General features: G+C 34.0%; 11 protein-coding genes, 2 pseudogenes and 1 riboswitch. Of the genes and pseudogenes, 5 read left to right on the top strand and 8 right to left on the bottom strand.

All coding sequences use genetic code 11. The features are described from left to right. Nucleotides 1–79 precede the first annotated feature (79 nt). Nucleotides 80–268: riboswitch (cobalamin riboswitch) on the bottom strand. Between the two features lie 351 nt (nucleotides 269–619). The 3 genes from PSR14_RS20950 to PSR14_RS20940 all read right to left on the bottom strand — a co-directional run bounded on the left by PSR14_RS20950 (nucleotide 620) and on the right by PSR14_RS20940 (nucleotide 3,866). Next, entirely contained in the window at nucleotides 620–1,177 is a 558-nt protein-coding gene (locus PSR14_RS20950; RefSeq protein ID WP_000062073.1) for a PadR family transcriptional regulator, read from the bottom strand. 159 nt (nucleotides 1,178–1,336) lie between these two features. Continuing rightward, a complete protein-coding gene (locus PSR14_RS20945) occupies nucleotides 1,337–2,125 on the bottom strand; it encodes an RNA-guided endonuclease TnpB family protein (protein WP_073536030.1) in 789 nt (262 codons plus the stop codon). Nucleotides 2,126–2,324: 199 nt separating this feature from the next. After that, entirely contained in the window at nucleotides 2,325–3,866 is a 1,542-nt protein-coding gene (locus tag PSR14_RS20940) for an MDR family MFS transporter (RefSeq protein ID WP_000445753.1), read from the bottom strand. A gap of 425 nt (nucleotides 3,867–4,291) precedes the next feature. On the opposite strand from PSR14_RS20940, the gene PSR14_RS20935 reads away from it, so the two are divergent. Then, nucleotides 4,292–4,792, top strand: coding sequence for a hypothetical protein (locus PSR14_RS20935; protein WP_000708168.1), 501 nt, complete (start codon nucleotides 4,292–4,294; stop codon nucleotides 4,790–4,792). Here the strand turns inward: PSR14_RS20935 and PSR14_RS20930 are convergent. Both PSR14_RS20930 and PSR14_RS20925 read right to left on the bottom strand, forming a co-directional pair. Next, nucleotides 4,732–4,977, bottom strand: a pseudogene (locus PSR14_RS20930) (hypothetical protein). The gene PSR14_RS20935 and the pseudogene PSR14_RS20930 overlap by 61 nt on opposite strands. 298 nt (nucleotides 4,978–5,275) lie before the next feature. Continuing rightward, nucleotides 5,276–6,505: an IS110 family transposase gene (locus PSR14_RS20925; RefSeq protein WP_098487274.1), complete on the bottom strand. Its 1,230-nt coding sequence runs from the start codon at nucleotides 6,503–6,505 to the stop codon at nucleotides 5,276–5,278. 369 nt (nucleotides 6,506–6,874) lie between these two features. Between PSR14_RS20925 and PSR14_RS20920 the strand changes: the two genes are divergently transcribed. Together PSR14_RS20920 and PSR14_RS20915 are read left to right on the top strand one after the other, a co-directional pair. Next, complete coding sequence (locus tag PSR14_RS20920) at nucleotides 6,875–7,516, top strand: diguanylate cyclase domain-containing protein (RefSeq protein WP_000680835.1); 642 nt, start codon at nucleotides 6,875–6,877, stop codon at nucleotides 7,514–7,516. A 649-nt stretch (nucleotides 7,517–8,165) separates the two neighbouring features. Beyond that, a complete protein-coding gene (locus tag PSR14_RS20915; RefSeq protein ID WP_098487746.1) occupies nucleotides 8,166–8,828 on the top strand; it encodes a YkyA family protein in 663 nt (220 codons plus the stop codon). Between the two features lie 31 nt (nucleotides 8,829–8,859). Here PSR14_RS20915 and PSR14_RS20910 read toward each other — a convergent pair whose 3' ends face one another. After that, nucleotides 8,860–9,318, bottom strand: a complete 459-nt coding sequence (locus PSR14_RS20910) for a YkyB family protein (RefSeq protein ID WP_000804868.1) — start codon at nucleotides 9,316–9,318, stop codon at nucleotides 8,860–8,862. A 178-nt stretch (nucleotides 9,319–9,496) separates the two neighbouring features. Here PSR14_RS20910 and ppx point away from each other — a divergent pair, with 178 nt between their 5' ends. Both ppx and PSR14_RS20900 read left to right on the top strand, forming a co-directional pair. Further along, nucleotides 9,497–11,035: an exopolyphosphatase gene (ppx, locus tag PSR14_RS20905; protein WP_000658870.1), complete on the top strand. Its 1,539-nt coding sequence runs from the start codon at nucleotides 9,497–9,499 to the stop codon at nucleotides 11,033–11,035. A gap of 108 nt (nucleotides 11,036–11,143) precedes the next feature. Then, nucleotides 11,144–13,251: pseudogene (locus PSR14_RS20900) on the top strand (polyphosphate kinase). Nucleotides 13,252–13,424: 173 nt separating this feature from the next. Here PSR14_RS20900 and PSR14_RS20895 read toward each other — a convergent pair. Both PSR14_RS20895 and PSR14_RS20890 read right to left on the bottom strand, forming a co-directional pair. Continuing rightward, on the bottom strand, nucleotides 13,425–13,661 hold the full coding sequence (locus PSR14_RS20895) for a hypothetical protein (protein WP_000283743.1): 237 nt from the start codon (nucleotides 13,659–13,661) through the stop codon (nucleotides 13,425–13,427). Between the two features lie 97 nt (nucleotides 13,662–13,758). Beyond that, nucleotides 13,759–14,616: a metallophosphoesterase gene (locus tag PSR14_RS20890; RefSeq protein WP_000724508.1), complete on the bottom strand. Its 858-nt coding sequence runs from the start codon at nucleotides 14,614–14,616 to the stop codon at nucleotides 13,759–13,761. Nucleotides 14,617–14,977: the final 361 nt, after the last annotated feature.

Below are 14,977 nucleotides of genomic sequence, written 5' to 3'. Positions count from 1 at the left end.
TACCTATAACAAAAAGCATATAGGCATAGAAAATAAGCCTTCCTTTTTGTTTTAACACCTCATCATCATCCGTGAATCTATCAGTGTTGTTAAAACAGGCAGGTCTCCTGACTTATGCTTCATATGATTTCTTTCACCTTCCCGTTTTCACAGTGGCATTAAAAAGAAATCTCAGCATTTACAGTGGCGGGACCGTGTTGGAGTTTCACCAAGCTTCCCTTTTAAACACGAAACAAACTGTTCGTGTACCCATTTTCCTTTTGAAAGGAATTTAACAAGCGATATGATATTGAAACAAATTCTAACACAATTTTTGGAATTTTGTCTACTGTTTTGAAATAAGAAAATTCTAAAGTTTTTTATTTTAATTATTTGTATTTTTCTGATTTTTTAGAGTGAAGAAACATGAGGAGAATTGAAATAAAGTGCAATTAAATTTATAAAGAAATGGGTACCTATACATACATAAGATGCCAGTTATGTTATTAAATAATTGGTTTATCTTATATAGAAAATTAAACAAGCATAACCTCAACCTAAATTAGAATGGGGTTATACTTGTTTTAGACTTTGAAATAAAATAACTATATTGTCATTTTACAGTTTCTATTTTAAAAGTTTAATCCGTATCAATATCAATTTCTGAAAGTCGACCGGCAACAGCATCTGCAAGAAGGGTGTTTAACCATTGCAATTCGACTGTAATATGTTCAATAACGCTTTGCAAAATATATAGTTGTGCACGTGGAATTTGTCCGTTGCTACAGTCATAAATAGTTTGCATGTTATGTAAATATTGAATGGTATCATTTTTCTTTTTTTCTAAAATCGGAACTAACTCTTGGTCATCACCAAAATGAGCGAAAGAGAGTGCCGAATAAATTGGTTTATATATTTGATTTTTTGCCTCGAATTGTTTTAATAGTAACGTGTGAAATAACCGTTTACCTTCGTCTGTTATATGAAAAATTGTTTTATCTGGTCTATTTGTATCTCGAACAATAGTTGTAACACGAATTGCACCTTGCTTTTCTAATTGCTCGAAGGCGTAATAAAGTGATCCTTTTGCATATTTAATATAACAATCCATTTGTCTTTCTTTCATGATGTGTTGCACTTCATATGGATGTTTATCTCCTTCGAGTAGTAAGCCGAGAATGACTAATTTCATGCTCATTCTGTCTCAACTGCTACTAAAAATATAGACAAATGTATATTCTTAGAGTATTCCTGCTTCTACGTGCCCTGCCTCGCTAATCACTTGCTACTACAGTTTGCTGTGACACTCCACAGGCGTAAATTCCGATGTAGCCCACCGTACATATATACAAACTATTTACGTTAGTATTGTATATTCTTTTGCTTGTAAAAGGTTGATCGCTGCGTTCAAATCTCTATCCATTACATTGCCACATTCACATGTATATACTCGGTCAGATAGCTTTAAATCCGCTTTCTTTTGACTGCAACATGAGCATAACTTTGACGATGGATAAAACCGGTCTACTTGACGTAATTCAATTCCATATTCCTCACATTTCGTCAAAAGCCACGTTTTAAAAGTAAAAAAAGACTGCTTGGCAATTGTTTTAGATAAATGTTTATTCTTCATCATACCTTTCACATTCAAATCTTCCACTGTAATAAACGTTGGTTTGGTTTTCACCACACTCGTTACAATAGACTTTACATACTCTATTCGAATATTCGCTAATCGAGCATGCAACTTTTGCACTCTAAGAACATTTTTATCTATATTCACTCTTTTATTAGTAACAGATTTTTCACCTCTTTTTTTTAGATTTTCAAATTTACGTGCTAAAGAGCGTTGTTCACGTTTTAACCGTCTTTCTATCTTTTTTACTTTTATTGTTTTGTTGATGTTTTCATGAACGATACCATCGCTACGTGTAGCAAAATCCTTCACTCCTAAATCAATCCCTAGACCTATTTTATTGAGTGCTAACTTTGTTGCCATTTCTTCCAATTCGCAAAGTACAGATACAAAATATCTTCCTTTTGGGTTTCGGTAAGCAGTTAAAACACCTTGATTGTCCCACCTTTGCAATGTCTTAACAGAGACATTAAGCATTTCTGAAAATTCTTTTGGTTTATATTGTTTCATAATTACTTTTTTGCTATATATGCACACTTTTGTCTATGTTTTTGTTTACTGTTTCTTTCTCCTGTATATAGAAACTTGATCCCGATTGGTGAGGGATAATAACCAGTAGGAATGGTTCCTTACTGATCAAAGATTTACTTTATATATTATAAACGGCATACCCTTTTTCATAAAGGGTATGCCGTTTCTTTTTTCTATACTAACTTACCTGCTTTTGTTTTTGTTTCGTTTTTGGTCCTGTAAAAAGACGCTCATTTCCCATAAGTAAAATGCAAATAATACTTAGTACAGCCGGGATCAGTGCCCAGAAGAATGTACTGGCAATAGATGTAGCTAGAGCTTCTTTAATACCAGTTAATATTTCAGTTGGTATTTTATCGGTAGCACCTGGTGATAATAAGAAACTTGTGTCTCCACCCTTTGGAGCTAATTTTGCTAGTTCAGGTGGGAAGAGAGTGTTTAGTTTATCTGTAAAAATATGATTTTGAATTGTACCGAAAATCGTTACACCAAGAGTCATACCGAGTGAACGGAAAAATGAGTTTGTTGATGTAGCAGAACCACGGTCTCTCATTTCTAATTTGTGAATCGAAGACATACTTAAAACTGAGAATGAGAAACCAACACCAAGTCCAGCGAGAACCATAAATAGTGTTACGAGTAGGCGAGGTGTGTCCATTGTTAAAGTGCTTAGTAAATAAATGCCAAGAACGAAGAAAACTCCAGATGCCATCATAATGTTACGATAACTTGTTCGAGAAGCTAACTGTCCACCCGTTTGACTTCCAATTACAGAGCCAATCATCATAGGTGTTAAAATTAATCCAGCATTTGAGGCTGAACCACCGAGAACACCTTGAACGAAGATTGGGATATAAACTGTACAGATGATAAAAGCGGCACCATAGAAAAAGGCAACACCTTGGCTAGCTGCGAATAAAGGTTTTTTAAATAGATGGAAAGAAATGATAGGCTCGGTTGCTTTTCGTTCTACGAAGAAGAAAATAATAAGCATAATAACAACTGTTGTAAATAAGCCGATAATCACAGTGGAATTCCATGCGTATTCTTTACCACCAAGTTCTAATGCGAACATTAAGCAAACGATACTAATAACAAGTGTAATAGCGCCAGCCCAATCAATTTTTTGTTTTCTAAATTCTAGAGATTCACTATAATATTTCGTAATGAAGAAGAAGGAGATAAGTCCTAATGGAATATTAATATAGAAGACCCAGTGCCAACTTATATAGTCTGTAATATAAGCACCTAATAAAGGGCCGAATACACTAGATGTTCCGAAAACAGCACCGAATAGCCCTGTCATTTTTCCGCGCTTTTCTGGTGGGAATATGTCGTACATAATAGTGAAGGCGATAGGCATAAGAGCTCCGCCACCAATTCCTTGAATTGCTCTATAAATACTTAATTGCTCAATACTAGATGCTGTTCCACAAAGTGCAGAACCGAACAAGAAAAGAATAAGGCCACCAATATAAAAGCGTTTCCGTCCGTACATATCAGAAAGTTTTCCGAAGATAGGCATTCCTGCCATTGTTGCTACCATATATGCAGACGTGACCCAAACGAACTTGTCAAATCCTCCTAGGTCTCCAACGATTGTTGCCATTGCTGTTGCAACGATTGTATTATCCATTGCCGCCATTAAAATACCAAGTAGTAAACCCGCAACAACAAATTTTGTCTTGCTGGAGTCTTTTTTTGATAATTGAGATTCCAAAGATAACCCTCCTTTAATAATAAGTAAACTATATTAAGTTTTGAGTGCAGCGCATAAAAATTATAAATATATTTTTAAAAATCAATTTACACAAGTGCACTGACAAAGCCATAAAGAATATTATAGTCAAGTTTGACTAAAAGGCAAACTTTTTCTTCCGTCAAAATATTCTGTTGTATGGACAGCGAAAGAGTGAGTAATACTTAGTATTGGTAAAAAGTCAATGAAGGAAATTGTAAAAAAATATTTCAGTAAGAATACCTGCTGTTAACAGATGAAAAATGGTTTTTTCTTTACTTTGTCGAATAGGATAAAAGGAAGAGTAATAACTATATATCGTTTGTAACGAGCTTTATTAATATTGTGTAGAGAGGCAGAATAAGGTCGTATGGATATGATGCATCTGAAATGGGGTGAATATTATTATGAAAATATGGAAACGAATTCCGGATCAAGGAAGGCGTTCAATACCGCTACAACCGGTATTATGGATTGATGGCTCAAAAAAGGAAAATGAATGTCCTAACGTAGCAGTTACATTACAAATCCGTAGTATGTATAAAGAAAAATTTTCATATGAACTGACCTATGATGTAAACGACATACTTATTATTCGAATTGAAGTTGAAAATAAAGGAATGGAAATGATTTCACGAGTTGTAGTAAGTCATATGATTCGAGATTATTTTGCCTATATTCCAAATTCATTAAAGGTTGATAAGGGGATGAGCGAGTTTCTGTTCCAGCTTGTAAGGTGGAGAATCGATAATTTATTACCAAATGAGAAGGTAGAGTTAATTTGTAAAATAAAAGCAAATAAAGATAAAGAACTCAAAAACACACTATTTCAGGCTACATATACATTTCAATATAACGGAGTATCATATGGTCCGTTGCAAACAAATGAAGTTGTTGTACGGCAATGATAAAAAGGAACCTGTATGAAAGGTTCCTTTTTGATTCCCTTTTTTGTTCGATCCATATTTACAATAGCGTCGATTTGATTGTATGTAATGAAGTTTACTCCGAAAGAATTAAATAGTAATTTTAGCGACTACAGAAACCCCGATAGTAAACGTATAATATCTGATAGATTTTTCTTTTGTAGCATGTAGGTCACCATATTTCTAAAATGATGCATGGCATATATATGAAATAGAATAGAAATGGTAGACAAGCTTAAGCGGAAATGTACACTCAATATGTACATTTTTTATTTTGTAGAAAAACATAATTGTTATAGAAACATATATTGGTATAGAAGACCTGCGGTAGTATGTCAACTTAGAAATAACAAAGTTTAAAGTTGTCAAAGGTCAATTTGTTTAAAAAAGGCATCACAAAACTAAACCAGTAACGAATGTAATTTACTGGAAAATAATGAAAGGTAGCGATGACAAAATTTTATGTCATTCTTTCACACACCTTCCAGGCGTAAAAAGTTGGTGGCTACGTAGTAGCGCATCCACCAATCGCACAAATTTTCTTGCGGTTAGAACGAGTGCACGTTTGTGTTGATGTTTTGGTACTTCATTATATTTTTTCACGTAATACTCTTGATAATCTGATACATGCTTTCTTACTGAATTGGCGGCTTCAACTAAGTAATAACGCAAGTAATGATTACCTGTACGGGATAATGAAGTATCTTCGGCTGTAAAACGACCGGATTGGTGCTTTCGCCAGTATAATCCAGCGTATTTGGCTATTTTTGTTTCATCGTCAAATCTTTCGATTTGGCCAATTTCAGCAATGATACCGGCAGCGAAAACAGGGCCTACTCCAGGAATAGATTCAAGTGTTTGGGTCAAACCAGCCATGATTTTTTTAATAGACTTTTCTAATTCCTTGATTTGCTGTTGAAACGTACGAATGACTGCGATGGATGTACCTAAGATGACATCTATTGAATCTTCTACAACCTTATCCAAGCGATAAGAAACTTTCACAGCTTTGTGAATGGATGCTGCTACGCATTTTGGATCACCAAAACGGTTTCGACTTTTTTTCTGTAGGAACTCAGCGAGTTCTTCTAAAGGCATATTAGCGAGTTCCTCTAAGCTGAATTTTTCAAGAAATAGTTCTGTCATGGCGCTACCGAATACGGAAGTATCCACCTCTTGTGAAAATGTATTACATTTAAAACTTAGGTGTTGAAGAAAGTGTTGTTTTTCTTTCGTTAACATTTTGACAAGTTGGTATCGTGATCGAGTTAATTGCTGCAGTGCCACGTACTGGCTTTCTTTTACGATAGACATTTGATTACGGCCAAATCGTAAGTAATCAGCAATGACAAAGGCATCAATCTCATCGGTTTTATTCATGTCAGAATAACTTTTCTTAAAATTTGCGACTTGCTTTGGGTTTAGGAGAAATACTTTTGCTCCAAAACGCTGTAAATCTATATCATGGTGAAGAAACATAGAAGGATGAAAGCTGTAAACAGAGGTGGATTCTAGACCAATCTTAAGGATGTCGACCTCTTTACCTGCAACACACTGTAATAATTTTTCTTTGAGTGTAGTAGCTCCCGGTAGGTCATTACTGACCGAAAAAGAATCCAGTTTTTCTCCATCACCATTTAAAAAGCAAACTTTCATATCAAACGAACTTACATCTAAACCAACAAATAATCTCATGTAAGAGACCTCCCTTCTATATTAGAATCATTTCTTGGACGTCTCGAGATATCTCTAGTGTGTACGCCGACCAACAACCTCGTGTATGAGAGCTAGTCCTGAATCGAAAGCCGCCCTAGAGCTACTATCATCTAGGTTCGAGGGTCAGGCTGCTCAGCCTGCGAGTAGGGAGTCCCGCACGTTCACTGAGAAACACTCTTCAAATGTGGTAAATCCACAGGAGGTGAAAGAATTGTCCCAAATGATCCTAAAATCATTATCTAGAAATATCTTGGGACGTCCAAGTATTTTTATTTATAGGGCTCTTATTAAGAAGAAAATCTAAGCCTGTAATAGGGCTTAAATATTAATATACGAGGGAGGTGAAGTATGAAACATAAAGGGAAAATTAGTGGATTATTACTTGGGAATACAGTGGCAGTTACAGAATGGATTGCGCTTCAGGATGTAATTACAAAACTGGATTCGCGATCATTTTATACCGTCTTTATTATTTATATATTGCAAATGATACTCAGCTATTATTTTGGACATTGGTATGATAAAAAAGCGAGTGGGCGTATGGATACGGAAGTAGGAGGAATGGCAAGTAATGATTTTGTAGTTGATTTTTTTGAGAAAGTAGCTGCTTTATCAGAACGAGATTCTCATAATATTACAGTGTACATTCTTTCTGTGAAAGAATGGAAAGGACTAAAAGAAACAGTGCAAGAAAAAAAATTGGAGGTGTTAGTACAAAAATTGGAGGGCACGATTGTAAAGACAATTCGTAAAGGCGATGTCGTTACGAAGTGGGATGAAAATAAGTATGTGATTGTGGCAATTGATAACGGACATGAAAAGTCGACAATAACAAACCGATTAATGAAAAATATTGAAAGTGAAATAGAAAATGGTTTGTTAAGTATGACTCTATTATTTGGGGCTGCTAGTTATCCTATAGAAGGAAAAACGTTTGAAGAATTGTTAAGAAAGGCACAAAATCAATTGTACCAGCATAGAAATTTGTAAAAAAATAAGTGAAATTTTGATTTGAAGAAATATGATATGAAGAAGTTTTTATTGTAACATTTTTTTGACTTTTATTACAAAAAGAACTTTTTTTGTAATAAAAGTCTTTAAAAATATATGAAATAGGCATATAATTATGATGGATGTGTCAATGCATTTTGCACAATGTGTTTCATTTTAAAAGTGTAGAGGAAAGTATACTCTACACTTTTCCTTTTTAGGGAATGGCAAGAATAATTGTAAGTTGTTGCAAGATAGCATTTATACTGTGTAAAATGAACGAAGAGATTATTTGATAGAAAGCGGGAAAGGGAATGATAGAATGATAGACGTGTGAGAACAACGAACATCTTTTATCAGGTGAATGATTACTGTTGTTCTTCAAATTATTATGGTTGTGATGAATTCCGTTGTACTTTTGTGTAATACATAATATCAATAGGTTTTAAAAAGTGCCAAGTAAAAGATGGATATGGAACTGCTATTTAGTTCAAAAACGGAAAATGTAATTTCAAGTAATACAATTTGTACAAGCATTATAAACAATATGAATGATTTTCGTGAAAAAGGTGCGAGTGTGGAGTTTATAGAAGGTTATATAATTTCATAGCTTTTTACACGATGATCGTATATAAGTAGGAGGAAAAAGATGTTGAAATATAGTAAATTAGCAATTGTAACTGCATTATCAATGACTTTACTAGCGGGTTGTTTCGGGCCGAAACCAGAAGAGGAATTATATGTTGCATTTGAAAATGCTGCAAAGCAAGAAAAAACAATGTTTGAAGATGCAAAAAAACTTGAAACTTTAGAGAAAGAGGGACAAGAATTATATAACCAGATTGTTCAAGAAGGAAAAGATAATAATCAAACTGTTAAGGAAAAACTAAACCAAGCAGTGAAAAATACAGATGAACGAGAAAAAGTGCTTAAAAAAGAAAAAGAATCTTTAAATAAGGCACAAGAAGAAGTGAAATCGGCAGATAAATATGTGAAGAAAATTGAAGATAAGAAATTGAAAGATCAAGCGGATAAAGTGAAAAGCACATATGAGAAACGACATGATTCATTTAACAAAATGTATGATAGCTATAATAAATCGTTAAAACAAGAAAAAGAATTATATACAATGTTACAAGATAAAGGTACGAAATTAAAAGATATTAGTGAAAAAGTAAAAGTAGTAAATCAGTCTTATAAAGATATTGAATCAGAAAAAGACAAGTTTAATGAATTTACGAAGTCTTATAATACAGGAAAAATTGCTTTTTATAAACAAGCAAATATTAAAATTAAAGAAGAGAAAAAATAAAACAGTTTGGCCTACAATTGGCCAAACTGTTTTATTTTTTTGTATAGGTACGACTATACCATGGGACAGGTTCACTTAATTTCTTTTCTTGTTTTAGCGCTTCAGGACCAATATAATCTTGAAGTGTTTTTTTTGCTACTGTTAAAGATAAGGTTGTTTTCGGATTTCGATAGGAGGATTCAAGATGACCGAGATGTGGTAGGATTCGAAAATCTTCTTTTGTAGGAGGAATATGGAAAAAGTAATCACCTAAACGTATAAGAACATCAGATTGTTGTTGGCTAAAACGTGGATTTCTAGAGAAATGTAATCCTTCTTTAATAGCTTTTTTTTCAGTAATTAAGCGTTCTAAAGCTGTCTTTTTTAACCAGTATAAATACTTCGGATTAGTTGCAGCTTTAGCATGACGATTCACAACGAAAATAGATTGAGCTAGTCGATTAATAGAATGTTGGTTTTGTAATTGAGATTGTGGTTGTGAAGGTTTCATATTAAATCTCCTTTCAATTTTTCATTATTATACCATAAGTAAAAAGCGATTTTTATTATATGCAAAAAGTGATTGTATATATTTTCAATATTAAAGCAATATTGTTACAAAAAACAACTATTTTGTATAATAGTAATAGAATGTGTTTTAGAAATTTGATAATGAAAGAGTGAGAAGTTTGAAAGAAATATTAAAACAGCAATATGCCATTATAGATATTGGATCTAATACAATGCGTTTAGTTATTTATGAAAAGCAAAACGGAGGTTTTTATAAAGAGATTGAAAATACGAAAGTGGTTGCAAGGTTAAGGAATTACTTAGTCGATGGTGTGTTGATTGAAGAAGGAATAGAGGTATTGTTACAAACATTATTTCAATTTCAAGAAAGTACACGATTCCATCAGTTGCGCCATGTACTTTGTGTTGCAACAGCAACAATTAGGCAGGCTGAGAATCAAGAGGAAATTAAAAAACTTGTTGAAGGACAAACAGACTTTACTCTTAGAGTATTATCAGAATATGAAGAAGCACGTTACGGCTATTTAGCAGTTATGAATTCAACTTCGTTCTCTGAAGGAATTACAGTAGATATTGGTGGAGGAAGTACGGAAGTTACATACTTTCGAAATAGAGAGATTTTAGAGTATCATAGCTTTCCTTTTGGAGCACTTTCTTTAAAGCAACAATTTATTAAAGGGGACATACCTACTGAAGAAGAGTTGGAAAAGCTTCAAACGTACTTAGAATATCAATTTCGAACATTACCATGGTTAATTGATAAGAAATTACCCCTTATTGCAATTGGTGGTAGTGCGAGGAACTTAGTGAAAATTCATCAAAATTTAATTTGTTATCCTATAGCAGGAGTACATTTATACAAGATGAAAGAAGAAGATATTAAAAATGTGAAAGAAGAATTGGAAGGCTTGTCGTTCATAGAACTTCAAAAATTGGAAGGATTGGCAAAAGATCGAGCGGATACAATTGTTCCCGCAGTCGAAGTATTTCATACGCTTGTTAATGTTATAGAGGCACCAGCATTTGTATTAAGTAGAAAAGGATTAAGAGAAGGTGTTTTCTATGAAGAGTTGACAAAAGATTTGGGGATTTCATATTATCCGAACGTGGTCGAAGAAAGTTTGTATTTATTATCACATGAATATGAAATGGACATGGAATTTGTAATACAGCTTATTAAACATGGAAGATTGATTTGTCAACAACTTGAACAAACAGGGCTGATTTCTATGTCAGTAAAAGACTGGGAAGTATTCCATCAAGCAGCGAAAGTATTTAATATAGGCAAATATATAGACGAAGAAGCGAGCCGCTTACATACGTTTTATTTATTAGCGAATAAAACAATTGATGGTATGATGCACAAAGAGCGAGTAAGATTAGCGCTTATTGCGTCTTATAAATCAAAAATGTTATTCAAACAACATTTGTCACCATTTGAAGGATGGTTTGATAAAAATGAACAAAAGAAAATTCGCCTTTTAGGGGCTGTTTTACAATTTTCAGCAGCTTTAAATATAAGACAAAGATCGCTTGTTGAATCAATATCTATAACAGAAAGTAAAGAAGGATTAACATTTGAAATTGTATGTGAACAATCGGCGTTAGCGGAAAAAGTGCAAGCTGAAAAGCAGAAGAAACAGCTAGAAAGAGTATTGAAAACAAATATTAACTTATTATTTAAATTAAAGCATTGAGTTGTACGGATGTCTTTACAAAAAATTTACACTTTATAATATTGTAATTTGCTAAAATGAAAGTAACTAAATTATAGTAAAAAAGTTTCAAGGGGAAGTGTGAAGAGAATGGAATTATCGAAGGGGAATATAGTAAATTTAAATGATACAGCTTATTACAACAATCGAGAGTTAAGTTGGTTAGCATTTAATGAACGTGTACTACAAGAAGCACAAGATGAAACGAATCCACTCTTAGAAAGATTAAAGTTTATTAGCATTTTTAGCTCAAATTTAGATGAATTCTTTATGGTACGCGTGGCAGGATTGAAGGATCAAGTGAGTGCTGGTTTTAACCAACCAGAAAATAAGGCCGGCTTAACACCAAAAAAGCAACTAAATAAAATTGCGATAAAAGCACATGAATTAATGACCGTACAGTATGGTACGTTTAAAAATTATGTGTTGCCAGCGCTGGAGTTAGAGGGGATTGAGCGTTTAACATTCCATGATTTGACGAAAGAACAGAGAGAATTTATAGAAGAGTATTTTGATGAACAAATTTTCCCAGTCTTAACACCTGTGGCTATCGATGCATATCGTCCATTTCCGATGTTATTAAATAAAAGTTTAAATTTAGCTACTCTTTTATATGATGAGAAACAAGTGGAAGAAGAAAACCGCACGAAGTTAGGAATTGTACAAGTTCCTTCACTACTGGAACGTTTCATATTTTTACCGAGTGAAGGACAAAAGCATAAATTTATTTTATTAGAAGACGTAATTAGTAGTTTTACTCATAAATTATTTACAGGATATAAAGTATCATCTGTTACTCGTTTCCGTATTACACGCAATGCGGATTTAACAATTCACGAAGAAGGTGCGAGAGATTTATTAAAAGTAATTGAAAAAGAATTAAAAAAGCGTAAGTGGGGAGCTGCTGTACGTTTAGAAGTTGGCAAAGAACACATTGATGAAAGAGTATTAGCGTTATTATATGAAGTGTTGGAAGTAAAAGATGAAGATGTGTATATAATGGATGGACCGTTAGATTTAACATGTCTATTTTCTTTATATAAAAAACTAGCGCCTTTATATGAACATTTAGTATATCCGGCTCTTATTCCACAACGACCTCAAGATTTAGGGGATGCGGAAGATGTATTTGAAAAAGCAATTGAGCATGATATTTTATTACATCATCCGTTTGAATCGTTTCAGCCAGTAGTTGATTTTGTTCGTGATGCAGCAGACGACCCGAATGTACTTGCGATCAAACAAACATTATATCGAGTAAGTGGTGATTCTCCAATTATTCAGGCGCTAAAGGTAGCGGCTGAAAAGGGAAACAAGTGACGGTATTAGTTGAGTTAAAGGCAAGGTTTGATGAAGAAAATAATGTGCATTGGGCTAAAGAATTAGAACAGGCGGGTTGTCATGTTATTTACGGTGTAAGTCATTTGAAAACACATAGTAAAATTACGCTAGTTGTAAGAAGAAAAAACGGAAAAATTGAAAGGTTCGTACATCTTGGAACCGGAAATTACAATGATGCAACCGCAAAGCTATATACTGATTTTGGCTATATTACATCACGAAAAGACTTTGGGGTCGATGCAACAAATTTCTTTAATTATTTGAGTGGTTATACAACAAAGCCGCATTTTCATCATTTATCGGTTGCACCATTTGATATAAGAGAGCAATTTATCGATTTAATAGATGAAGAAATTCGTTATCATAGACAATATGGAAATGGATATATCATTGCTAAAATGAATTCATTAACTGATAAACCACTTATTAAAAAAATGTATGAAGCATCACAAGCTGGAGTAAAGGTAGAGCTCATCGTTCGAGGAACATGCTGCCTACGACCTGGTATTCCAAATGTAAGTGAAAATATTCGGGTAGTTAGTGTTGTCGGGAGATATTTAGAACATAGCCGTATTTATTATTTCCATCATAATGGAGAAGAGAAAATATATTTATCTTCAGCTGACTGGATGACAAGAAATATGGAGAAACGTGTAGAAATATCTTTCCCGATATTAGATATTGAAATGAAGGCACGAATTAAGGCGATTTTACAGCTTACTTTAGCTGATAATGTGAAAACACGTGAACAAAATAAAGACGGTGACTATTATTATGTTATTAATAATGGGGCAGAAGAGATTGATAGCCAAGTGAAGTTATTTAAGATGGCGTATCAAAACACAGATGCCGAATAATGAGAACAAAGTAAAAACCTCTTTTTAAAAAGAGGTTTTTACTTTGTTCTCTACTTATTGTATGTTCTCAAAATAGAAGCATGCGTAGAGAGAATAGTTTTTATTGTAAGCATGTTAATGGATTATGAATCGGTTAAGAGAGGGAATAACATTGGTAGAATTGTTGCGGTACATTAATAATAGTATGGCTGTTGACAAGGTCCACCATAACAAGGGTAAGGTGCTGGCGGTGGAAAAGGTGGTGGATATGGTGGGTAATATGGTCTAGGACCGAAAGCTAATGCCCCGCCAAGCAGTCCACCAGCAATACCAGCTAGAAATGGAACTCCAAAAAATGGAAAGAAGCGTGAGTCGCCTACTGGACCAATAGGTGCTGAACGGACTGGGATTGGTTGATAATATGGATACATGAACAAACCTCCTTTATTGGACTCACTTTTATCATATGGTAAATGAAACGTGGATGAGCGCGTACAAGAAAGGATATGTAAGAAAATAGGCGAATGATTACGAATGTTGGAGCGTGAAAATCGTAATTTCAGGTTTTGACATAAATCGGAAGGGGACACGAGTTCTTCCGAGGCCTCGGTTGACATAGAGAGCTAAATCTTGGATCGTATAGAAACCTTCTACATAGTTTTTAGCAAGTGCTGGGGTAATAATAGCGCCCAAAAAAGGAATTTGTACTTGTCCGCCATGACTATGACCAGAAAGCTGTAAGTTAACTGGATAGTTAGCGATTTGCGGTGCAATATCTGGTTCGTGAACAAGAACAATGTTATAAGTGTTTTTCCGAGCGCGCTGTAGTGTCTCCTTTATTTTTGGTTTGCCTAATAGTATATCATCAAGACCGAAAATGGAAATCTCACTATTATCCAGCAGACGGATTTTCTTTTCGCTATTTAGTAATAGTTCAAATCCAGATTCACGCATGATGTGTTCGTAGTACTCCGTTCCATATCCGCCGTGATCATGGTTACCATAAATAGAAAATTTACCGAAGGGAGCTTGTATATTTTTTAAAATGGATGCAACGAAAGGAGTGTCAGTATATGTTTGATAATTATCAATGAGATCGCCAGTAAAAAGAACAATGTCGGGTTTTACAGCATTAATTTTAGAAACGATTTTAGATAAATGGTGGAGAGAGAAATAGTATCCGAGATGTAAATCGCTGAATTGAAGAATCTTCATACCATGAAAACTTTTTGGTATGAGTTGTGATTTCAGTGTATGTTCTGTAAAAGAGAGTAGATGAGGCTCAATATATTTAGCGTAATAGTATCCGATGCTAGTCGTTATAAATGAATATAGACAAGTTCGCATTCCAGTTTTTAAAAAATCTCTTCTTGTAATTTTCTTCATAAAAATATGAGTATACCTATTTGACTTATATCATATATGTTCGCTCTATTTACAGGTTACTCAAACCTCCTCGTATATTAATATTTAAGCCCTATTACAGGCTTAGATTTTCTTCTTAATAAGAGCCCTATAAATAAAAATACTTGGACGTCCCAAGATATTTCTAGATAATGATTTTAGGATCATTTGGGACAATTCTTTCACCTCCTGTGGATTTACCACATTTGAAGAGTGTTTCTCAGTGAACGTGCGGGACTCCCTACTCGCAGGCTGAGCAGCCTGACCCTCGAACCTAGATGATAGTAGCTCTAGGGCGGCTTTCGATTCAGGACTAGCTCTCATACACGAGGTTGTTGGTCGG

The sequence above is a fragment of the Bacillus sp. A01H genome (assembly GCF_045277205.1).
GTDB classification, from domain to species: Bacteria; Bacillota; Bacilli; order Bacillales; family Bacillaceae_G; genus Bacillus_A; species Bacillus_A paranthracis.
Note: the sequence above shows the minus strand (reverse complement) of the source record. Positions and strands in the feature narration are given on the sequence as shown.